9 protein-coding genes are annotated in these 22,548 nt (G+C 68.6%); 3 read left to right on the plus strand and 6 right to left on the minus strand.

From position 1 onward, the window contains the following. Positions 1-4: 4 nt before the first annotated feature. The 4 genes from QMX96_RS18360 to QMX96_RS18375 all read right to left on the minus strand — a co-directional run bounded on the left by QMX96_RS18360 (position 5) and on the right by QMX96_RS18375 (position 4,096). Positions 5-1,417, minus strand: coding sequence for an aspartate aminotransferase family protein (locus tag QMX96_RS18360; RefSeq protein WP_054915569.1), 1,413 nt, complete (start codon positions 1,415-1,417; stop codon positions 5-7). A 125-nt stretch (positions 1,418-1,542) separates the two neighbouring features. Continuing rightward, on the minus strand, positions 1,543-2,016 hold the full coding sequence (locus QMX96_RS18365; RefSeq protein WP_282362190.1) for a GNAT family N-acetyltransferase: 474 nt from the start codon (positions 2,014-2,016) through the stop codon (positions 1,543-1,545). Between the two features lie 68 nt (positions 2,017-2,084). After that, positions 2,085-3,416 (minus strand): ATP-binding protein, encoded by a 1,332-nt coding sequence (locus QMX96_RS18370; RefSeq protein WP_043862401.1) that lies wholly within the window; start codon positions 3,414-3,416, stop codon positions 2,085-2,087. Beyond that, the gene (locus QMX96_RS18375; protein ID WP_043862400.1) at positions 3,413-4,096 is read right to left on the minus strand and encodes a response regulator; all 684 of its coding nucleotides are present in this window, start codon (positions 4,094-4,096) and stop codon (positions 3,413-3,415) included. Before QMX96_RS18375 ends, QMX96_RS18370 begins: the two co-directional genes overlap by 4 nt. A gap of 175 nt (positions 4,097-4,271) precedes the next feature. Here QMX96_RS18375 and dsbD point away from each other — a divergent pair, with 175 nt between their 5' ends. The 3 genes from dsbD to dsbG are packed head-to-tail and all read left to right on the plus strand — an operon-like array spanning position 4,272 to position 7,587. Next, the gene (gene dsbD / locus QMX96_RS18380; RefSeq protein WP_043862399.1) at positions 4,272-5,990 is read left to right on the plus strand and encodes a protein-disulfide reductase DsbD; all 1,719 of its coding nucleotides are present in this window, start codon (positions 4,272-4,274) and stop codon (positions 5,988-5,990) included. Next, entirely contained in the window at positions 5,990-6,835 is an 846-nt protein-coding gene (locus tag QMX96_RS18385; RefSeq protein WP_043862398.1) for a TlpA disulfide reductase family protein, read from the plus strand. Before dsbD ends, QMX96_RS18385 begins: the two co-directional genes overlap by 1 nt. After that, on the plus strand, positions 6,832-7,587 hold the full coding sequence (gene dsbG / locus QMX96_RS18390; protein ID WP_043862397.1) for a thiol:disulfide interchange protein DsbG: 756 nt from the start codon (positions 6,832-6,834) through the stop codon (positions 7,585-7,587). The genes QMX96_RS18385 and dsbG overlap by 4 nt, the downstream gene beginning before the upstream one ends. Positions 7,588-7,901: 314 nt before the next feature. Here dsbG and QMX96_RS18395 read toward each other — a convergent pair whose 3' ends face one another. Further along, complete coding sequence (locus tag QMX96_RS18395) at positions 7,902-9,275, minus strand: sodium:proton antiporter (protein ID WP_229590412.1); 1,374 nt, start codon at positions 9,273-9,275, stop codon at positions 7,902-7,904. 160 nt (positions 9,276-9,435) lie between these two features. Then, the gene (locus QMX96_RS18400) at positions 9,436-22,386 is read right to left on the minus strand and encodes a non-ribosomal peptide synthetase (RefSeq protein ID WP_282362191.1); all 12,951 of its coding nucleotides are present in this window, start codon (positions 22,384-22,386) and stop codon (positions 9,436-9,438) included. Positions 22,387-22,548: the final 162 nt, after the last annotated feature.

The raw sequence follows: 22,548 nt of genomic DNA on the forward strand, positions 1-22,548 counted from the left end.
CGCCTTACAGACGCTGCAGGGCCGCCGGCAAGGCGCGGGCGAAGCGCTCGGCCACGTCGTCCACCTGCGCTGCGGTAATGATCAGCGGCGGCAGAAAGCGCACCACGCAACCGTTGCGCCCACCCAGTTCGATGATCAGCCCGCGCTTGAGGCATTCGTTCTGGATCAGCGAGGCCAGCTTGCCGAACCCCGGCGCATGCCCCAGCGCATCGGCGGCCCCTTGCGGGTCCACCACCTCGACGCCGAGCATCAGCCCGCGACCGCGAATGTCGCCCAGGTGCGGGAAGTCACGCTGCAGCACCGCCAGGTGCTCGCACAGCCGTGCGCCCATGGCCTCGGCGTGGGCAGCCACGTCGTGTTCCTTGAGATAACGCATCACCGCCGAGCCTGCAGCCATGGCCATCTGGTTGCCACGGAAGGTGCCGGCGTGGGCACCCGGCAGCCAGGTGTCGAGCCAGTCGCGGTACACCACCACTGCCAGCGGCAGGCTGCCGCCGATGGCCTTGGACAGCACCACCACGTCCGGCACGATGCCGGCGTGCTCGAAGGCGAACATCCTGCCGGTACGGGCAAAGCCGCTCTGGATCTCGTCGACGATCAGCGCCACGCCCGCCTGCTCGGTGATGCGCCGCACGCCGCGCAGCCAGTCGAGGTCGGCCGGGATCATGCCGCCCTCGCCCTGCACCACCTCGACGATCACCGCCGCCGGCAACTGCACGCCGCCTTCGGGGTCGCTCAGCAGGTTTTCCAGGTAGCGCAGGTTGACCTGCACGCCCTGCTCGCCGCCCAGCCCGAACGGGCAGCGGTAGTCGTAGGGGTATGGCAGGAACTGAACGCCGTTGCCCAGCAGTGCGCCCATCGGTTTCTTAGGCCCCAGGCTGCCCATCAGGCTCAGCGCGCCCAGGCTCATGCCGTGGTAGCCGCCCTGGAACGACAGCACCGTGCTGCGCCCGGTGGCAGTGCGTACCAGCTTGAGCGCGGCCTCCACCGCATCGGTGCCGGTCGGCCCGCAGAACTGGATCCGGGCCTGGGCGCTGAAGGCCGGTGGCAGCAGGCCGAACAGGTCCTGCACGAACTGGTCCTTGACCGGCGTGGTCAGGTCCAGGGTATGCAGCGGCAGGCCGTCGGCCAGCACCTGCTGGATCGCCTCGATCACCACCGGGTGGTTGTGGCCCAGGGCCAGGGTGCCGGCGCCGGCCAGGCAGTCGATGAACTGGCGGCCCTCGACGTCTTCGACGTAAAGCCCCTGGGCACGCTTGAGCGCCAGCGGAATGCGCCGCGGGTAACTGCGTGCATTGGACTCCTGCTGCTTCTGTCGCGTCAGCAGCGGCGAATCTTCGAAGTGATAAAGCGTTTCGCCAGGCTCGTCGGCTGAAGAAGCCGGCTGTGCCTGGGCAAGGCAGGTAGCGACTGACATCGGAAGTAACCCTCGCAAGCAAGCGGATGGTCCCACCACGCGCCGATGGCCAGCGTTGTGTCGGGATGTGTACTCGCTTGAAAGACGCATCAACGCCCTGCGGATTTAGCGCGCGGGGCGGTCTTCTAGAAGGTTTTGTGCATCAGTTGCAGGTGCAGGCCATGAAATCCCAGCGCCTCACCGCTGGGCGAATAACCCAGGCGTGCGAAAAAATCCTGGGCCGAGCCGGTGCTGTACAGCGATGCATGGGTACAGCCCCAGCGGCGCAAGGCGTGTTCCAGGTCCAGCACCAGTGCCCGACCGATGCCATGCCCGGTGTAGTCGCGCTGCACGAAGCACTGGCAGATCTCGCCGCTGCGCAAGGCCAGCGCGGTAGCCACCGGGCGACCCTGCCAGCGCCCCAGGTTCAGGTACAGGGCCGGGTCGCCCAGCCAGTCGGTGATCTGCGCACGCTGCTTGCTGCGCGACCAGGCGTCGATCACCTGCAGGTCGCCGTGATGGTCCTGGTCGGCTGTGGTGGCGATGCTCTGCTGCATCAGCCGCTCGATCAGCGCGGCCTCGGCCGGCCGGGCCCTGGCAATGCGAATCCGTTCGTCCATGAGTGCTCCCTGGTGCTGTGCGGTCCACACCTTACGGGGGCGACCGGCGCCTGACGAGGCCGGCGGGGTTACATTTGATGTGCACGCAACGGCATCTGCAGCAACACGCGCAAGCCGTCGGCGTGGCTGTCGAACGTCAGCGAGCAGGCGCAGCGCTGCACGATCGCCTGCACGATCGCCAGGCCCAGGCCACAGCCTTCGCTGTGGCCATTGCGCCAGAAACGCTGGGTCACATGCTGCAGGTTCTGTGCATCGATGCCCGGCCCATGGTCGCGTACCAGAAAGCCCACGGTGTTCGCCTCGACCTGAACATGCAGCTCCACCGGCGCGTCGGCGGCGCTGTGGCGCAGGGCGTTGTCCAGCAGGTTGCGCAAGGCCGCCACCGCCAGCGCCGCGGGCATGTCGGGAAACACCTGGGCCGCCGGCGCCGCAGCCTGCAGCACGATGCGCCGGTTGTCGCCCAGGCCCGCATCCTGGATGGCCTGGCGGGCGATCTGCTCGGCGCTGTACTGCACGCCATCATCGAACGACAGGCTGCCCTCCACCCGCGCCAGCAACAGCAGCTGCTCCAGGGTACGGTGCAGGCGATCGGCGCCCTGCTCGGCATGTTCCAGGGCCTGCTCGCGCACCTTGCCATCGGTCATGCGGGCCACTTGCAGGTGGGTCTTGATCGCCGTCAGCGGGCTGCGCAGTTCATGCGCGGCATCGCCGGTCAGGCGCCGTTCGCGCTCGATGGTCTGGCCGATGCGCTGGAACAGCTGGTTCTGGGTTTCGAGCAACGGCTGCAATTCGCTGGGCAGGGCACGCACCTGCAACGGCTCCAGCGAGTCGGGGCTGCGCCTGCGCAGCGCGTCGCGCATGCGGTTGAGCGGCGCCAGGCCCTTGCCCACCCCCAGCCACAGCAGCCCGAGGCTGCCCAGCAACGCCACCAGCACGGGTGCCGAGGCCGCCAGCAGGATCGAGCGGTTCAGCGCCTCGCGCTCCAGGTGCCGGTCGGCAGTGGTGATGCGCACATCGCCGCGTGCATAGGTGAAGCTGCGCCACAGTGCGCCATCGATCATCTGGTCGTGAAAGCCGCTGCGCTGATCGTCGAGGGTCTGGTCGGCATGGTTGTGGCTGCGCGCCAGGATCTCGCCGCGCAGCGAGCTGACCTGGCAGGCCATGCCGTCGGGGATGCTGAACTGGTCGGTGCTCAGGCGCGTGCCCTCGCCCTTGCTGGTCAGCGGCTGCGGCAACTGGTCGATCAGGCCGGCGACCATGCGCGCCGACGCCACCAGGCGCTGGTCGAGGGAGAACATCATCTGCTGACGCAGGTCGCACAGCATCCACGTCGCGGCCAGGGCCCAGATCAGGATGAAGGCAGTGCCCAGAATCAGGCTCAGGCGCAGGCGCAGGCTCATCGTTGCAACGCCTGCGGCACCTGGGCCGGCCCCAGGCGATAACCCAGGCCACGCACGGTCTCGACGATGCCGTTGCCCAGCTTGCGGCGCAGGTGATGGATGTGCACGTTCAGAGCATTGCTTTCGACCTCGTCGCCAAAGCCGTAGACGCTGTCCTTGAGCTGCTCGCTGGACAACACCCGGCCGCGGTTCTGCAGCAGGGCCTGGAGCAGCGCCTGTTCGCGGCGCGACAGGTCCACCGGCTGACCGGCCAGGTGCGCTTCGCAGCTGGAGGGGTCGAAGCTCAGCGGGCCGTGTTCGATGACGTTGACACAGCGCCCGGCCACGCGGCGCAGCAGGGTGTGCAGGCGCGCGGCCAGCTCGCGCAGATCGAAGGGTTTGAGCAGGTAGTCGTCGGCGCCGGCCTGCAGCCCGTCGACCCGGTCGGTGACCGCATCGCGCGCGGTCAGGATCAGCACCGGCAGGCTGTGGCCCTGCTGGCGCAGGCGTTGCAGCAGCTTGAGGCCGTCTTCGTCGGGCAGCCCCAGGTCCAGCACCATCACGTCGAAATGCGCGGCCTGCAGCATCGCCCGCGCCGCACTGGCGCTGGCCACGCGGTCGACGGTCAGGCCCTGGGCACTCAGGCCGGCAATGATGCCGCTGGCGATCAGGTCATCGTCTTCACAGAGCAGTACGTGCATGGGGCGGGCTCGGTCGTTGGCAGAAAGGCCCAGTGGGCCACAGGCGGATTAACCGGGGATTATGCCGCGCCCAGGCGCTCACGTCGCCTGCGAGGCGACGGCTGCCCATCGGTTAACCCTGGGTTAATCCATGCCGGTCAGTCTTGCGGGCTTATCGCACTGCCAAGGCGTCGACATGCGCGTATTTCTGCTAGCCCTGCTGTGGCTGTTCAGTTCGCTGAGCCAGGCCCAGCCCTTCAACAACCCTTTTGCCCAGAGCGAATTCCTGCCCGTGGAAAAGGCCTTCGTGTTCAGCAGCGAGCGCCTGCCCTCGGGGCAGATGCGCCTGCACTGGCAGATCAGCGACGGCTACTACCTGTACCAGAAGCGTCTGAAGTTCGATGGCCTGGCCCCCGAGGCGGTACCACCATTGCCGCCGGCCCTGCCCCACAGCGACGAGTACTTCGGCGAAACCCAGGTGTACCGCGGCGAACTCGAGCTGCTGATACCGGCCAACGCCACCGGCCAGTTGCGCATGGGCTGGCAGGGCTGTGCCGACGCGGGGCTGTGCTACCCGCCCCAAACCAGCCCGGTCGACCTGGGCGGGCAGGCCGCAGGCGCCGAGCAGGCCAGCGACCAGGCCCTGGCCGGCAGCCTCGGCGAACACCCGCTGGCCTGGAGCCTGCTGGCCTTCTTCGGCCTGGGACTGCTGCTGGCCTTTACCCCCTGTTCGTTGCCGATGCTGCCGATCCTGGCCGGGCTGGTGATGGGCAACGGCGCCAGCACCCGCCGCGGGCTGGTGCTGGCAGGCGCCTACGTGCTGAGCATGGCGCTGGTGTATGCCGCCCTGGGCGTGGTCGCCGCACTGCTTGGCGCCAGCCTGCAGGCATGGCTGCAGCAGCCTTGGCTGCTGGGCAGCCTGGCCGCGCTGTTCGTGCTGCTGGCCCTGCCGATGTTCGGCGCCTTCGAGCTGCAGCTGCCCACCTTCGTGCGCGACCGCCTGGAGCGCGCAGGCCGCAACACCCGTGGCGGCAATCTGTATGGCGCGGTACTGCTGGGGGCCTTGTCGGGCCTGCTGATGGGGCCGTGCATGACCGCCCCGCTGGCCGGCGCGCTGCTGTACATCGCGCAGAGCGGCAATGCCGTGCATGGGGCGCTGGTGCTGTTCAGCCTGGGGCTGGGCATGGGCCTGCCGCTGTTGCTGCTGGTGACCGTGGGCAACCGCTACCTGCCACGTCCGGGGGCCTGGATGAACCGGGTCAAGGCGGTGTTCGGCTTCGTGTTCCTGGGCATGGCGCTGTACACCCTGCGCGCGGTGCTCGACCCTGCGCTGTGGCTGGGCCTGTGCGGGGCCTGGCTGATCGCGCTGGCCTGGGGCGCCTGGCCCGCGGTCCACACCCTGCGCGCCCTGCAACCGGCCGTGCTGCTGGCGGGCCTGTGGGGCGCCTTGCTGGTGGTGGGCGCGGCCGGTGGCGCGAGCAACCTGCTGCAGCCCCTGCAACCCTATGCCGGTGGCACCGGCAATGCCGTGGCTGCGCCCCACGCCGACGCCTTCACCACGGTGCGCACCCCGGCCGAGCTGCAGGCGCAGCTGGACGCCGCCAAGGCCCAGGGGCAGTGGGTGTTCCTGGATTACTACGCCGACTGGTGCGTGTCGTGCAAGGTCATGGAAAAACAGGTGTTCGCCCGCCCCGAAGTGCTCGCCGCGCTGGAAGGCGTGCGCCTGGTACGCCTGGACGTGACCGCCGATGCCCCGGCCAGCCAGCAGTTGCTGCAGCGCTACCAGGTGCCCGGCCCGCCGAGCATGCTGTGGATCGGCCCCGAGGGTGACGAGCGCCGGGCCAGGCGCATCACCGGTGAAGTCAACGCCGCCACCTTCCTGCAACACTGGACCGCCACCCGGAGCCAAGGCTGATGCTGACCGTTAACCTGGGCCCCCTGACCATCGCCCTCGACCACCTGCTGCTGCTCTGCGCCCTGGGCCTGGCCACGCTGGTGGGCTGGCGGGTGGCCAGGCGCGGCGGCGACAACCCCGAGGCCGCACTGTTTCGCCTGTTCCTGCTCGGCCTGCTGTGCGCCCGGCTGGGGTTCGTGGCGCGCTACTGGTCGATGTATGCCGAAGACCCGGTGCAGATCATCGACATCCGCGATGGCGGCTTTTTGCCCTGGGCCGGCCTGGTGGCGGTGCTGCTGGGGGCGGCCTGGTACGCCTGGCGCCAGGCGAGCCTGCGCCGGCCACTGGGCTGGGGCCTGTTCAGCGGCGCGCTGTTCTGGTTGCTGGCCAGCTGGGCCAGCCACCTCTACGAACAGGGCACGCAACTGCCGGACCTGGCCCTGCGCGATGCCCAGGGCCATTCGGTGGCGCTGCACAGCCACCGCGGCCGGCCGTTGGTGATCAACCTGTGGGCCACCTGGTGCCCGCCGTGCCGGCGCGAGATGCCGGTGCTGCAACAGGCCCAGCATGATTATCCGGACGTGACCTTCCTGTTCGTCAACCAGGGCGAAACCCCGCAGATCGTCACCAACTTCCTGGCCACCACCGGCCTGAACCTGTCCCATGTACTGTTCGATACCGGTGGCCAGCTGGCCCAGCAGGTCGGCTCCATGGCGCTGCCCACCACCCTGTTCTACGACGCCGAGGGGCGCCTGGTGGGCAGCCACCTGGGGGAGCTGTCCCGTGCCAGCCTGCGCCATGCCCTCGAATCCTTCGACCGCGATACCGCGCTCGCTCCCACCGTTCCAGCAAGGACGACACCATGAAAGTTTCCGCCATTACCCTCGCCCTGGGCATGTTCGCCACCCAACTGGCCGTCGCCGAAGAATTGCCCAAGGCCGTGCAGCAGATCGAGGCCAAGGGCGCCAAGGTCACCGGCAGCTTCGATGCGCCCAATGGCCTGAAAGGCTATGCCGCGCAGTTCCAGAACCGTGGCGTGGCCCTGTACCTGACCCCGGACGGCAAGCACGTGCTGGTTGGCAGCCTGTTCGACGAACAGGGCCAGGACCTGAGCGAGGCGCCGCTGGAGAAGCTGGTGTATGCACCCATGGCCAAGCAGGTGTGGGCCAAGCTCGACAAGACCGCGTGGATTGCCGATGGCAAGGCCGATGCACCGCGGGTGGTGTACCTGTTCAGCGACCCCAACTGCCCGTACTGCAACATGTTCTGGCAGCAGGCACGGCCGTGGGTGGACTCGGGCAAGGTGCAATTGCGCCACATCATGGTCGGCATCATCCGCGCCGACAGCCCGGCCAAGTCGGCCGCGTTGCTGGCCAGCGCCGACCCGCAGAAGGCCTTGCAGGCCCATGAAAGCGCGGGCAAGGCCAGCACCCTCAAGCCGCTGGCGAAGATTCCGGCGCAGGTGCAGGCCAAGCTGGATGCGAACCTGGCGCTGATGGAGGAGCTGGGATTGTCGGCTACGCCGGCGATCTTCTACCTGGATGACAAGGGGCAGTTGCAGACCCAGCAGGGTGCGCCGCGGCCAGAGATGTTGGGGAAGATACTGGGCAAGCGCTGAGACTCACCACGCCAACAGATATCTGAAGCCGGGCACCAGGGCTGGCGATGCAAATCCCACAGGCCATGGCCTGCAGGATCGGTGTTGTCAGCCTTGTTTGTTCGGCCGAAGATCGCAGTAGGGCCACCATGGGCCAGTCGACACCTTTGCAGCGCCCTCAGGATCGAGCGCCGCCCGCGCGGCGCATCGCGGGTCAAGCCCGCTCCCACATTTGCTGCAACGTGCCATGGCCTGCAGGATCGGTGTTGTCAGCCTTGTTTGTTCGGCCGAAGATCGCAGTAGGGCCATCATGGCCTTTGGGGGTTGGGGTGGCGCTACAGCATCACCAGCGTCAACACCACCAGCAACGGCAACAGCACCGCACACGACCACGCCATGTACCCGAAGAAGCTCGGCATCTTCACCCCGCGCTGCTCGGCTATCGCCTTGACCATGAAGTTCGGCGCGTTGCCAATGTAGGTCATCGCCCCCATGAACACCGAGCCCATGGAGATCGCCAGCAAGGTCTGCGGCATGCGCTCCATCAACACCTGCGCATCCCCAGCCGCCATGTTGAAGAACAACAAATAGGTCGGCGCATTGTCCAGGAAGCTCGACAAGGTCCCGCTCAACCAGAAGTACATGCTGTCGATCGGCTCGCCCTGCGCACCACTCACGCTCGCCACCAACCACGCCAACTGGCCGTCACTGCCGGCCCGCAATATCGCAATCACCGGGGCAATGGTGAGAAAGATGCCCGCAAACAACTTGGCCACCTCGACGATCGGCCCCCAGTCGAACTCGTTGGCAACCCGCAGGCCGCGCGGGGTGAACCACAACGACAGCAAGGCCAGTACCACCAGCAGGCCGTCACGCAACAGGTTCTGCACCTCGACCCGCGTGCCCATCAGCTCGACGCCAATCCCGGGTTTCCAGAGGCCCGACATCAATACCGCCAGCACCACGCCCGCCAACAGCAGGAAGTTGCGCTTGCCCAGCAGGCGCAACGGCGCATCCGGCGTCGGGTCTTCGGCCAGCATCTCGTTTTCGCGGCGATAGTAGTAGCGGTCTATCAGGTAGAACACGCCCAGCAACGGCACCGCCAGCAGCACCACCGGCAAGGCCATGTGCTGCAGGGTCCAGGCAAAGCTCACACCCTTGAGAAAACCCAGGAACAACGGCGGGTCGCCCAACGGGGTCAGGCCGCCGCCGACGTTGGCCACCAGAAAGATGAAGAACACCACCACGTGCGCGGTGTGCTTGCGGTTGTCGTTGGCACGCAGCAGCGGGCGGATCAGCAGCATCGCCGCCCCCGTGGTGCCCATCACCGAGGCCAGCACCGCCCCCAGCGCCAGCAACCGCGTGTTGAGCCACGGCGAGCCATGCAGGTTGCCCTCCACCACGATCCCGCCCGAAATGGTGAACAGCGCAAACAGCAGGATGATGAACGGCAGGTACTCGGCCAGCAGTACGTGCACGCCCAGCCCCAGGCTGGCGTGCCAGCCGAAGGCAAAGCAGAACGGCAGCGCGAACAGCAGCGTCCAGCCCAGGGTGATCTTGCCGAAATGGTGATGCCACAGCGGTGCGGCCACGATGGGCAGCAAGGCGATGCTCAGCAGGATGCCGGCAAACGGCACGCCCCACAGCAGGCCCATGCGCGCACCATCGACCTCGGCGGCGCTGGCGATGCCCGGCAGGCACAGCAACAAGAGGGCCGCCAGTAGCGACAGACAGGAACAACCACGAAACAAAGCAGGGAAAAGGCGCATCGATACCGACCGTGTGCAGATGAACAGCAGCGCGCCAGCCCGAAGGCTGGCGCGCATGAGCGAAGCATGGATGCTAAACCAAAATGCCCCGCTCGGCTGCCTACAACGCCTCCAGCGAAGCCATCAGGTCACTCAGCCGGTCGACCTTGTCGTCGCTCAGCACCGTGGCCTCGAGGCCCTCCACATAGATCGCCAGTTCCTCCACGCTGCTGCATTCGAACATGGCCCGCAGCGGCACGTTCAGTTGCAGCACCTTCTGCACCCGCGAAGCAATCTGGGTGGCCAGCAGCGAATGCCCGCCCAACTCGAAGAAGTTGTCGCGCACCCCCACCCGCTCGACCTTGAGCACATCGGCCCAGATGTCAGCCAGTTGCTGCTCCAGTTCACTGCGCGGCGCCAGATAGGCCTGGCTGTGCTGCTGGCCGAACTCGATGGCCGGCAGCGCCTTGCGGTCGAGCTTGCCGTTGGCGTTGCGCGGCAACTCGGCCAGCCACGCCCAGTGCAGCGGCACCATGTACTCCGGCAGTTCGGCGCGCAGGCGCTGGCGAACCTGTTCCAGCAATGGCGCCGTGTCGGCACGGCTGTCGGCCGCCACCAGGTAGCCGACCAGGTGCTTGCCGTTTGCACCCTCCTGCACGCCCACCGCCGCGTCACGCACCTGGACCTGTTCATGCAGGCGTGCCTCGATTTCGCCCAGTTCGATGCGGTAGCCGCGAATCTTCACCTGGTGATCGATGCGCCCCACGTACTCCAGCACCCCGTCGGCACGCCGGCGTGCCAGGTCGCCGGTGCGGTACAGGCGCTCGCCGGGGGCGCCGAACGGGTGCGGGATGAACGCCTGGGCCGTGCGCAGCGGGTCGCCCACGTAGCCGCGCCCTACCCCGGTGCCGGCCACGCACAGCTCGCCCACCGCGCCCAGCGGCACCAGCTCGTGATCTTCACCGAACAGGTACAGGCGGTTGTTGTCGGTCGGCGTGCCGATCGGCAGGTAGCTGCCCTGGGTGGAGGCCGCATCGACGCGGAAGAACGCCACGTCATCGGAGCACTCGGCCGGGCCGTAGGCATTCACCAGGCCGACCTGCGGGTAGCGCTCCAGCCACTGCCAGGCCAGCTCCGGCGGCATCGCCTCGCCGGTGGGCAGCATCCAGCGCAGGCCGCTCAGGTGCTGGCGCTCGTTGGCCAGCATGCCCTGGATCAGCGACGGCACGCTTTCGAGCACCGTGATGCCGGCGGCCTGCACATGCTCCAGCAGCCCTTGCGGATCGTGCGCGATGGCATTGGGCACGATCGCCACCTGCGCGCCGAACAGCGGCGCGGCAAGGAACTGCCACACCGAGATATCGAAGCTCTGCGAGGCGGTCTGCGCGATCACGTCCGCTTCGCCCAGTTGCAGGTACGGCACCTTGCTCAGCTGGTTGTTGAGCATGCCGCGCTGCTCGACCATCACGCCCTTGGGCAGGCCGGTGGAGCCGGAGGTGTAGATCACGTAGGCGAGGTTGTCCGGCGCGCTGTAGATGCCCGGGTTGGCTTCGCTGCCGTCGCCGGCCTGAATGTCCTCCCACACCAGCAGGCGCGGCCGCCCGGCACACCCCAGTTCGTCGAGCAGGGCCTGTGCCTGGGCCAGGCAGGCCCGGGTGCAGACGATCACCGGGGTGCAACTGAGCTCGACGATGCGTTGCAGACGCGCGCCGGGCAGTCCCGGGTCCAGCGGCAGGTAGCCGGCGCCGGCCTTGAAGCTGCCGACGATCATGCCCAGCAGCGCCAGCCCGCGCTCGGCCAGCAGTGCCACCGGCTGGTCGACCTGCACCCCGGCCGCCACCAGGGCATGCCCGAGGCGGTTGGCCTGGCAGTTCAGCTCGGCGTAGCTGCAGTGCTGTTCGAGGCAGCGTGCGACCACCCGATCGGGATGCGCCGCCACCCTCGCCTCGAACAACGCCGCGTAGCTCTGCTGCAGCGGATAGGCATGCTCGCTGCGGTTGCAGTCCTGCAGCAGGAAGCGCTGTTCCTGCTCGCCCAGTAGTGCCAGCTGCGCCACATCGCCGTGCAAGCCCTCCATCAGCGCCAGCAGCAGGCGCTTGAATTCGCCCAGCAGGCGTTCGACGGTGGCGCGGTCGAAGTAGCGCTGGTCGAACGACAGGTGCAGGCCCAGGTCGTCGCCGGGGTAGCACACCGCCGTGAGCGGGAAGTTGGTGTGGGTGCGGCCCGAGTCGGAGGTTGCATTCAGGCTCTGGGCGCGGTCCAGCACCGCCACTTCGACCGGGGCGTTCTCGAACACGAACAGGCTGTCGAACAGCGGCTGGCCCTTGGGCAGTTCGCTGCATTCCTGGATGTTGACCAGCGGCAGGTACTCGTACTCGCGCACCTCCATGTTGCGTTCCAGCAGGCCCTGCAGCCACTGGCGCACCGAACACCGCTCGCCGGGGGCCGGCAGGGTGACACGCAGTGCGATGCTGTTGATGAACAGGCCCACGGTGTGCTGCATCTGCGGCAGGCTGACCGGGCGCCCGGCCACGGTCACGCCGAACACCACGTCACGCTCGCCGCCGAAGCGGCTGAGCACCAGCGCCCAGGCCGCCTGGGCGAAGGTGTTGACGGTCAGCTGATGGGCCTGGGCCAGCTCGCGCAGGCGTACCCCGTCCTCCACCGCCAGGCGCGTGTAGCAGTCGCCCACCTGCATGCCGCCGTGATCGCCCGCGTGCTCGCGCAGCAGCGGGCGGTCGCTTGGAAGGTAGGTGGTGCGCTCGAAGCCCTGCAGGTTCTGCCGCCACCACTGGCGCGCCTCGTCCAGGCTCTGGTGCTGCAGCCAGCCGATGTAGTCGCGGTAGCGCGGCGGCGTCGCCAGCTGCGCCTCACGGCCCTCGCCCAGGGCCAGGTAGAGCTCGAAGAAGTCGTTCATCAGCAGCGAGCGGCACCAGGCATCGATGAGGATGTGGTGGTTGCTCATCATGAACCAGTACTGCGCCTGGCCCACGCGGATCAGGCGCAGGTGGAACGGCGCCTGCTGCAACAGCTCGAAACCGGCCTCGCGCTCCTGCTTGTGCAGGGCCTGCAGGCGTGCTTCGTGATCGGCCTGCGGGTCGGCGCTCCAGTCCTGATAGTCGATGGGCGTGGTGCCGGGCTTGTGAATGATCTGCAGCATGCCTTCGCCGGCATTCCAGCAGAACGAGGCGCGCAGGGCTTCGTGCCGCGCCACCACCGCCTGCCAGGCCTGGGCGAAGCGCTGCGGGTCGATCTCGCTGTTGATGCGGTAGCGGTCCTGCATGTAGTAGATGCCCGTGCCCGGTTCGAGCAGGGTGTGCAGCAGCATGCCCTCCTGCATCGGGGTCAGCGGGTACACGTCCTCGATCTGCGCGGCGGGCACCGGCAGGCTGTCGATCTGTGCCTGGGTCAGGCGCGCCAGCGGGAAGTCCGACGGCGTGAAGCTGCCGTTGGCGTCATCCAGGCAATGGACGATCAGGCTCGCCAGCTCGCCGAGGTAGGCGCGGGCCAGCTCTTCGATGGTCTGGGTGTCGAAGCGCTCGCGGCTGAAGGTCCAGCGCAGCTGCAACTGGCCGCCGTACACCTGGCCGTCGACGCTCAGCCAGTTGGGCAGCGGTGCGTCGAGGTCGTGGGCCAGGCCCGCGGGTTCGTCCACCGGCTGATACAGCGCCGCACTGCCGAACTGCTGGTCGAACTGGCCCAGGTAGTTGAAGGTGATGCGCGCCTGGGGCAGCGCGGCCATGGCTTCGCGGGTGGCGTCATCGGCCAGGTAGCGCAGTACCCCATACCCCAGGCCCTTGTGCGGCACGCTGCGCAGTTGCTCCTTGATCGCCTTGATCGAGGCCGCCTGCCCGGCGGCCTCCTCGATGTTCAGCGGGCTCAGGCGCAGCGGGTAGGCGCTGGTGAACCAGCCGACGCTGCGGCTCAGGTCGATCTCGTCGAACAGGGTCTCGCGGCCATGCCCTTCGAGCTGCACCAGCACCGAGGTATCGCCGCTCCAGCGGCACAGCACCCGGGCCAGCGCGGTCAGCAACAGGTCGTTGACCTGGGTGCGGTAGGCCGCGGGGGCCTGCTGCAGCAACTGGCGCGTCTGCCCCTGGCTCAGTTGCACGCTGACGGTGTGCGCCTGGCGGTGCAGATTGGCACCCTGGGGGTGGTCGCACGGCAGCTCGCGGGTGGCGGCACTGAGCTGCGCCTGCCACCAGTGCTGCTCGTCACGCAGCGAGTCGCTGCCGGCATAGGTGGCCAGGCGTGCGGCCCAGTGGCTCATCGCGCTGGTCTTGGCTGCCAGCGGCTGGCCACGGTACAGCGCCTGCAGGTCTTCGAGCAGCACGCGCCACGACACGCCATCCACCACCAGGTGATGGATCGCCAGCAGCAGGCGCTGGGCGCCCTGCCCGTCCTCCACCAGCAGCGCACGCAGCAGCGGGCCGTCGGCGAGGTCGAGGCTGCGCTGCACATCGCTGTACAGGGCCTGGCAATCCTGCAGATCGGCCACCGAGGCCTGCCACAGCAGTGCGCGCGTATCGGCCGGGGCGTAGCTGGCGCGGCCCTCGCAAAAGCGCAGGCGCAGTGCATCGTGATGCGCCACCAGCGCCTGCAGGGCCTGTTCCAGCGCTTCGCCGGCCAGGCGTTCGGCAGGCGCCAGCAGCACGGCCTGGTTCCAGTGCTGCGGTTGCACCACGTCGCTGTCGAAGAACCAGTGCTGGATCGGCGTGAGCGCTGCGGCGCCGCTGAGCGGGCCCTGTTCGATCAGCGTGGCCTGGCTGCGGCTGACCACCGTGGCCAGGGTCTGCACGGTCTGCTGCTGGAACAGGTCGCGGGCGCTGAAGTGCAGGCCCAGCTGGCGGGCGCGGCTGACCACCTGGATCGACAGGATCGAGTCGCCGCCCAGTTCGAAGAAGTTGTCCTGCAGGCCCACGCGCTCGACGTTGAGCACATCGCGCCAGATCGCGGCCAGTTGCTGCTCCACCTCGCTGCGTGGCGCCTCGTAGTGCTCGCGGCCCTGCTCCCTGTCCGGCAGCGGCAGTGCGTGACGGTCGAGCTTGCCGTTGCCGGTCAGCGGCATCTGATCCAGCAGTACCAGGTGGGCGGGCACCATGTAGTCGGGCAGGTTCACCCGCAGTTGCGCCTTGAGGCTGTCGCGCAGCGCCGCCTGCTGTTCGGCGCCGGCCTGTGCCTGCTCGCACACCAGGTAGGCAGCCAGTTGCTTGCCGCCGGGCATGTCCAGCGCCAGCACCACGGCCTCGCGCACGTCGGCATGTTCCAGCAGGCGGCTTTCGATCTCACCCAGTTCGATACGGAAGCCGCGGATCTTCACCTGATGGTCGATACGCCCCATGTACTCCACCAGCCCGTCGGCGCGCTGGCGCACCAGGTCGCCGGTGCGGTACAGGCGCCCGCCCCGCTGGCTGAAAGGGTCGGCGACGAAGCGTTCGGCGCTCAGCCCAGGTCGATCATGGTAGCCCTGGGCCAGGCCTGCGCCACCGATGTACAGCTCGCCAATGGCGCCCTGCGGCAGCAGCGCCAGGTCGGCATCGAGGATGTACGCCACGCGGGCGCCGATCACCCGGCCGATCGGCACACTGCCGGCGCCCGCTTCAAGGGCCGGTGGTGCCAGGCAGGCCAGCGGCATCACCACGGTTTCGGTGGGGCCGTAGGCATTGAAGAACTGCGCCGGCTTGAACGCCTCGCGAATGCGTTGCAGGTGCTCGCCGGTCAGGGCTTCGCCGCCGGTGATGCACAGACGCACCGGCAGCTGTTCGTCGCGGCTGGCCAGCCATTGCGCCAGCTGGCTGCCGTAGCTCGGCGTGAATCCCAGCACGCTGACCTGCTGCTGGCGGATCAGCGTGCAGATTTCCTCGGCGCCCCACTGCCCCTGGGCGCGCAGCACCACCCGTGCGCCGCTGAGCAATGGCACCAGCAGGCGCTCGGTGGCCGCGTCGAAGTTGATCGAATAGAAGTGCAGCTCGCAGTCGTCGCTGCGCATGCCGAACGCCTCGATCACCGCCAGGCAGTGCATGGCGATCTCGCCATGGCTGACCACCACGCCCTTGGGCTTGCCGGTGGAGCCGGAGGTGTAGATCAGGTAGGCCTGGTGACCCGGCAGGCTGAGTGACGGCAAGGCCTCGGCGCTGTAGCCGTGCAGCGCCGCCGCGTCGTCGTCCAGGCACCAGCGGGCCACGCCGGGCGGCAGCTCGCCCAGCCTGTCGAACAGCGCGCGCTGGCCCAGCAGCAGGCCGATGCCGCTGTCCTGGATCATGTACTGCAGGCGTTCGAGGGGGTATTCCGGGTCCAGCGGCACGTAGGCGCCGCCGGCCTTGAGGATCGCCAGCAGGCCGATCACCAGCTGCGCCGAACGCTCCAGCGCCAGGCCCACCCGCACCTGCGGGCCCACGCCACGTTCGCGCAGCACCCGCGCCAGGCGGTTGGCCCGGGCATCGAGCTGGGCGTAGCTCAGGTGTTCGCCGGCAAAGGTCAGTGCCAGTGCATCCGGGGTGCGCTGGGCCTGTGCACTGAACAGGTCATGCACGGTGCGGTTCAGGCCCGGCGCTGCGGGGTCGCCGGCCAGGTTGTCGAACAGGGCCTGGCGCTCGCCCTGGCCCAGCAGCGGCAGTTCGCACAGGCGTTGCTGCGGGTCGGCCAGCAAGGCGTCGAGCAACCGCTGCCAGTGCGCCGCCATGCGCGCGATGCGCGGCGCGTCGAACAGGTCGCAACTGTAGGTCAGGCAGCAGCCCAGGCGACGGTCGAGGTCGGTGACTTCCAGGTTGAGGTCGAACTTGGTCGCCCGGGCGTCGTTGACCAGGTACTCCACCTGCATGCCGGCCAGTTGGCGGCTCTGCTGGAATTCCCAGCGCTGCACGTTGCACATCACCTGGAACAGCGGGTTGTAGGCGGCGCTGCGCGGTGGCTGCAAGGCTTCGACCAGGTGGTCGAACGGCAGGTCCTGGTGCGACTGGCCGTCGATCACGGTCTGGCGCACCTGCTCGATCAGGTCGGCCACGCGCATCTGCCCGTCCAGCTGGCAACGCAGCACCTGGGTGTTGAGGAAGGCGCCGATCAACCCCTCGCTTTCCGGGCGGATGCGGTTGGCCACCGGTGCGCCGATGCGCAGGTCGGTCTGCCCGCTGTAGCGGTACAGCAGCAGCGCCAGGGTGGCGGTCATGGTCATGAACAGGGTCAGGCCATGCTCGGCATTGAAGGCGCGCACCCTGGCGGCCAGCTCATCGCTCAGGTCGAAGCGGTACAGCTCGCCGCGGTGGCTCTGCACCGCCGGGCGCGGGCGATCGGCGGGCAATTCCAGCACCGGGTGTTCATCGCCCAGCTGTGCGCGCCAGTAGTCCAGCTGGCGCTGGCGCTCGCCGGCCTCCAGCCACTGGCGCTGCCACACGCTGTAGTCCAGGTACTGCACCGGCAGCGGTTCGAGCGGCGAATCGCGGTCGTCCAGAAACGCTTCGTACAGCTCGCCCAGCTCGCGGGCAAAGATGTCCATGGCCCAGCCTTCGGTGACGATGTGGTGCAGGGTGAGCACGAAGTAGTGCTCCTGCTCGCCGGCCTTGACCAGGCAGGCACGCAGCAGCGGGCCGGTCTCCAGGTCGAACGGCTGGTGCGCCTGCTCGTCGGCCAGGGCCTGCAGGCGCTGCTGGCGCTGCACCTGGTCGTGGGCCGAAAAATCCAGCCAGTTCATCACCAGCCCGGTGTCGGGCGAAACGGCCTGGTACGGTACGCCATCGATGCTCGGGAAGGTGGTGCGCAAGGTCTCGTGGCGCACGATCAGCGCCTGCAGGGCCTGTTCGAAGCGGCTGACGTCCAGCACCCCGCGCAGGCGTGCCATGCCGCCGACGTTGTAGGCCGGGCTGTCCGGCTCCATCTGCCAGAGGAACCACATGCGCTGCTGCGAGTACGACAGCGGCACCGGCTGGCTGCGGTCGATGCGCGTTATTTCGCCTTGCAGGTTGTGCTGCCCGGCCAGTTGCAGGGCCTCGATGCGCGCGGCGAAGGCGCCCAGCGCGCTGGCTTCGAACAGGGTGCGCAGTGGCAGTTCGACGTCGCAGGCCTGGCGCGTGCGGGCGATGATCTGGGTGGCCAGCAGCGAGTGCCCGCCGAGGGCGAAGAAGTCATCGTCCAGGCCGACCCGCGCCAGGCCCAGCACATCGCACCAGATGGCGGCGATCTGCTGTTGCAGCGGCGTGACCGGGGCAACATGCACGCGCTGCTGCCAGCTCGGCTCGGGCAGCGCCTTGCGGTCGAGCTTGCCGCTGGGGCCCAGCGGCATCTGCGCCAGGTGCACCAGTTGCGCGGGCACCATGTAGGGCGGCAATTGCGCCGCCAGTGCGCTCAGCAATGCTTCGCCGCAGTCGTGCGCGTGGGTGTAGTAGCCGACCAGTTGCGGGCCGGCCGCCGTGTCGCGTACCAGCACCACGGCCTGCTCCACGCCCGGCTGGGCCAGCAGGCAGGCCTGCACCTCTTCGGGCTCTACACGAAAACCGCGCAGTTTGACCTGCTGGTCGATACGCCCCAGGTATTCCAGTGCCCCCAGGTCGGTCAGCCAACGCGCACGGTCGCCGCTGCGGTACAGGCGCTGGCCGTCGGCGCCAGGCACGAAGCGTTCGGCGGTGAGGCCCGGCCGGCCCAGGTAGCCACGGGCCAGGCCCGCACCGCCCAGGCACAGCTCACCGGGCACCCCCACAGGCGAAAGCGCCAGCTCCTCATCGAGCACCTGGCACTGCACGTTGGCCAGGGGCCGGCCGATGGGCGAGCGCAGGCCGTCTTCACGGCGGCAGTGCCAGTGGGTGACGTTGATCGCGGTTTCGGTCGGCCCATAGCGGTTGTGCAGTGCCACGTGCGGCAGTACCTGCAGCACACGGTCGCGCAGCGCCGCCGGCAACCCCTCGCCGCCGGAGAACACCCGGCGCAGGCTGGTACAGGCGGCCGCCAGGGGCTCCTGCACGAACACCTGCAACAGCGGCGGCACGAAGTGCAGCGTGGTCACGCCATGCTGCTGCACCAGTTCGGCGATGCGCTGCGGGTCGCGGTGCTCGCCGGGGCCGGCCAGCACCAGCGTGCAGCCCTGGGCCAGCGGCCAGAAGCATTCCCACACCGACACGTCGAAGCTGATCGGGGCTTTTTGCAGCAGCACGTCGTGTTCGTCCAGCGCATAGGTGGCCTGCATCCAGTGCAGGCGCTCGGCCAGGGCCGCATGGGTGTTGCCCACGCCCTTGGGCTGGCCGGTGGAGCCGGAGGTGTAGATCACGTAGGCCAGGTTGTCACCGTGCAGGTGCAGGCCCGGCGCCTGGCTGGGCCAGTTGTCCAGGTGCAGGGTGTCCATGGCGATGGTACTCACGCCCTCGACCTGGGGCAGGCGTTCGAGCACCTCGCTGTGGCTGAGCAGCAGGCTTGCGCCGCAGTCGGCGAGCATGTAGGCCAGGCGCTCGGCCGGGTAGTCGACGTCCAGCGGCACGTAGGCACCACCGGCCTTGAGAATCGCCAGCAGGCCCACCAGCAGCTGCGGCGAACGCTCGGCGGCAATCGCCACGCACACGTCCGGGCCCACGCCCTTGTCGCGCAGGTAATGGGCCAGGCGGTTGGCCTGGGTGTGCAGGCTCGCGTAGTCCAGGCTGCCGCCGGCCCATACCAGCGCGGTGCGCTGCGGGGTGCTGCGCGCCTGTTCGTTGAGTTGCTCCACCAGCCACTGGCCGGGGGCCGCTGCCGGGGCCTGGCCCCAGTCGAGCAGTTGGGCGCGGCCCGGAGCGTCGAGCAGGTTCAGCTCGGCCAGCGGCAGCTGCGGCGCGCTGCTCACCTGCTGCAGCAGGCTGACCAGTTGCGCGGCCAGGCGCTCGATGCTGGCAGCGTCGAACAGCTCGTCGGCATAGTCGAAGGAAAGGCTGATGCGGCCCTGGTGGTCTTCTTCGCTGTGCAGTTGCAGGTCGAACTTGGCCTCGCGGCTGTGCCACGCCAGTTCGTCGGCCAACAGCCCCGGCAGGCGGCGCAAGGCGCCGAGGTCGCGCTGCTGGTGGTTGAACATGACCTGGAACAGGCCCTGCTCGCGGGCCTCGGGGAAGGCTTCGACCAACTGCTCGAACGGCAGGTCCTGGTTGGCCTGGGCTTCAAGGGTGCGCTGGCGCACCTGGGCCAGCAAGGCACTGAAGGGCTGGCGCGGGTCAAGCTCGGCACGCAGCACCTGGGGGTTGATGAAGAAGCCGACCAGGCCCTGGGTTTCCAGGCGCGGGCGGTTGGCATTGGGCACGCCGACACGGATGTCGCGCTGGCCGCTGTAGCGGTGCAGAAGGGTTTGCCAGGCCGCCAGCAACAGCATGAACAGGCTGGCATCGTGGGCCTGGGCCACCTGGCGCAGTGCAGTGCCCAGCGCCGGCTCAAGACGCAGGCTCAGGCGCGTGGCGCTGTTGCGCTGCTGCACCGAGCGCGGGTGATCGGTGGGCAGGTCGAGCACCGGCTGCGCATCGCCGAGCAAGGCCTTCCAGTAGGCGAGCTGGCGGGTACTTGCCCCCTGGGCCAGCCACTGGCGCTGCCAGCTGGCATAGTCGGCGTAATGCACCGGCAATGCATTCAGTCGCGCCTGCTGGCCCTGGCAGGCGGCGGCATACAGGCGCGCGAATTCGCCCAGCAGAATGTTCATCGACCAGCCATCGGCGATGATGTGGTGCAGGGTCACCCACAGCTGATGGGTTTCGTTGTCCTGGCGTACCAGGGTGACCCGCAGCAGCGGCCCGCGCTCCAGGTCGAAGGGTTGGCGCGCCTCGTCTTCGCGCAACTGCTGAACGCGGGCCGGGGTTTCGTGCCCCAGGTCCAGGCTGTGCACCTGCAACGCCAGGTTCGCCAGCACGCGCTGCACCGGTTGCCCGTGGTGGTCGGCAAACACCGTGCGCAGCGCTTCATGGCGGGCCACCAGCGCCTGGAAGCTGCTGCGCAGCGCAGCCTCGTCCAGTTCGCCGCGCAGGCGCAGGCCACCCGGGATGTTGTAGGCCGCACTGCCAGGCTCCAGTTGCCACAGCAGCCACAGCCGGGCCTGAGCCAGCGACTGCGGCAGCGCCTCTTCCCGGGGCAATTGCGCGATGGCGCCCTGGGCCACCCCGCCGTCGATGTGCAGGCGGGCCACCTGGGCAGTGAAGCCTGCCAGGGTCGGCGCTTCGAACAGCAGGCTCAGGCTCAGTTCCAGCCCAAGCTCGTCACGCAGGCGCGCCGTGAGCTGGGTGGCGGCGATGGAGTTGCCGCCGAGCAGGAAGAAGTGATCGTCGTCGCCCACCTCGGCCACGTTCAGTTGCTCGCACCACAGCCGCGCGATCAGCGCCTGCAACCCGTCGCCGCTCGGCGCCGCGTGGCGTGCGGCAGGCGCCTGGGCCTCCGGGAAGCGGGCGTAGCAGTCCAGGCTGTCATCGTGCAGGCGCAGGCGGCAGGCCGAACGCTGCAACTTGCCGCTGGAGGTCTTGGGCAACGCACCGGGGTTGAGCAGCAGCACCACCGCCGGTGCCTGCTGGCAGGCATCGGCGATGACCTGGCGCAGGGTGCGGATCAGGTTCGCCGGCTCGATGACCTTCTGCACGTTGCGGCTGATCTCCACCGCGATGCCGATGCCCTCCTCGCCCTGGTCGTCGACGGCGAACACCGCCACGCGGCCCTTGCGCAGCACGTCGACCTCGCGCTCCAGGGTCTTTTCCAGGTCCTGCGGGTAGAGGTTGTGCCCGCGCACGATGAGCATGTCCTTCAGGCGCCCGGTGACGAACAGTTCGCCGTCACGCATGAAGCCCAGGTCGCCGGTGCGCAGCCAGGTGCGCCCGCCGTGCTCGACGAAGGTCTTTGCGCTGGCCTCGGGGTTGCGCCAGTAACCGTGGGCGATGCTCGGGCCGGCGGCCCAGATCTCGCCCACCTGGTTGTCGCCCAGCACGGCCAGGGTGTGCGGTTCGACGACCTGCACCGCGTGCAGCGGCTGGCTGAAGCCGCAGCTCATCTGCACGCTGCCCTCGCCTGCTTCGGCGCGGTTGTGCGCCAGTGCCGCGCTGTCCAGCGCCAGCGCGGGGATACCGCCGCCGCGCACGCTGCCACTGACGAACAGGGTGGCTTCGGCCAGGCCGTAGCTGGCGAAGAAACTCGAGGGCACGAAACCGCACGCGGCGAATTTTTCGGCAAAGCTGTCGAGGCTGTCCTGGCGGATCGGCTCGGAGCCCGAATAGGCCACGCGCCAGCAGCTCAGGTCGAGGCTGGCCAGCGCCGCACTGCTGACGCGCTCGTTGCACAGGCGGTAGGCGAAGTCCGGCCCGCCGCTGATGGTGCCGCGGTAATCGCTGATCGCCTGCAGCCAGCGCTGCGGCCGCGCCAGGAAGTACGCCGGGGCCATCAGCACGCAGGGCACGCCGCTGAAGATCGGTTGCAGCAGGCCGCCGATCAGGCCCATGTCGTGGTACAGCGGCAGCCAGCTGACGATCACATCGTCGGGGTTCACGTCGATGCCGAAGCCGTGGCGGATCAGCACTTCGTTGGCCACCAGGTTGCCGTGGCTGACCTGCACGCCCTTGGGCAGCGCGGTGGAGCCGGAGGTGTACTGCAGAAAGGCGATGTCGTCCGGCTTGAGCGACGGGGCCTGCCACTGCTCGCCCAGGCCGGCGTCAAGGTGATCGACGCTGAGCAGCTGCGGCGCATCCTCGCCCTTGAGTGCATCCAGGGCCAGCAGGCTGTTGTGCAGGTTGTCGACGGTCAGCAGCAGGCGCGGCTGGGCGTCCTCGATGATCGACAGCAGGCGGGCCTGGTGGTGGGTGCGCGAGGATTCCGGCGGATAGGCCGGCACGGCGATCACCCCGGCATACAGGCAGCCGAAGAACGCGGCGACGTAGTCCGGGCCACTGGGGAACAGCAGGATCGCGCGGTCGCCCGGCACCGCACGCGCCTGCAATGCGGCGGCGATGCTGCATGCACGCAGGTGCAGGTCACGGTAGCTGAGCACGGCCTGGTCGCGGGCGTCTTCGGCGAGAAAGCGCAAGGCCACCCGCTCAGGGGTCAGCGCAGCACGCTGGGTGAGGGCCTGGACCAGCGTAACCGGGAGTTCGAAGGCGTCCGTCATGGAAAGTTCCTGCCAGTGTCTGTACGTGAAAATCGGCATCGCGGGGCGCAGGGAGCCGGGTGTTCGGGCACCGGCACACGCCCTTCAGGGGCCGAGGATGTACACAGGGGAACGGATGAACGGGTGAAATAATTAGGCGCCACTGTGGCGCGGCGACAGGTG

Source organism: Pseudomonas sp. PS01300 (assembly GCF_029960155.1).
In the GTDB taxonomy this organism is placed as follows: domain Bacteria; phylum Pseudomonadota; class Gammaproteobacteria; order Pseudomonadales; family Pseudomonadaceae; genus Aquipseudomonas; species Aquipseudomonas palmensis.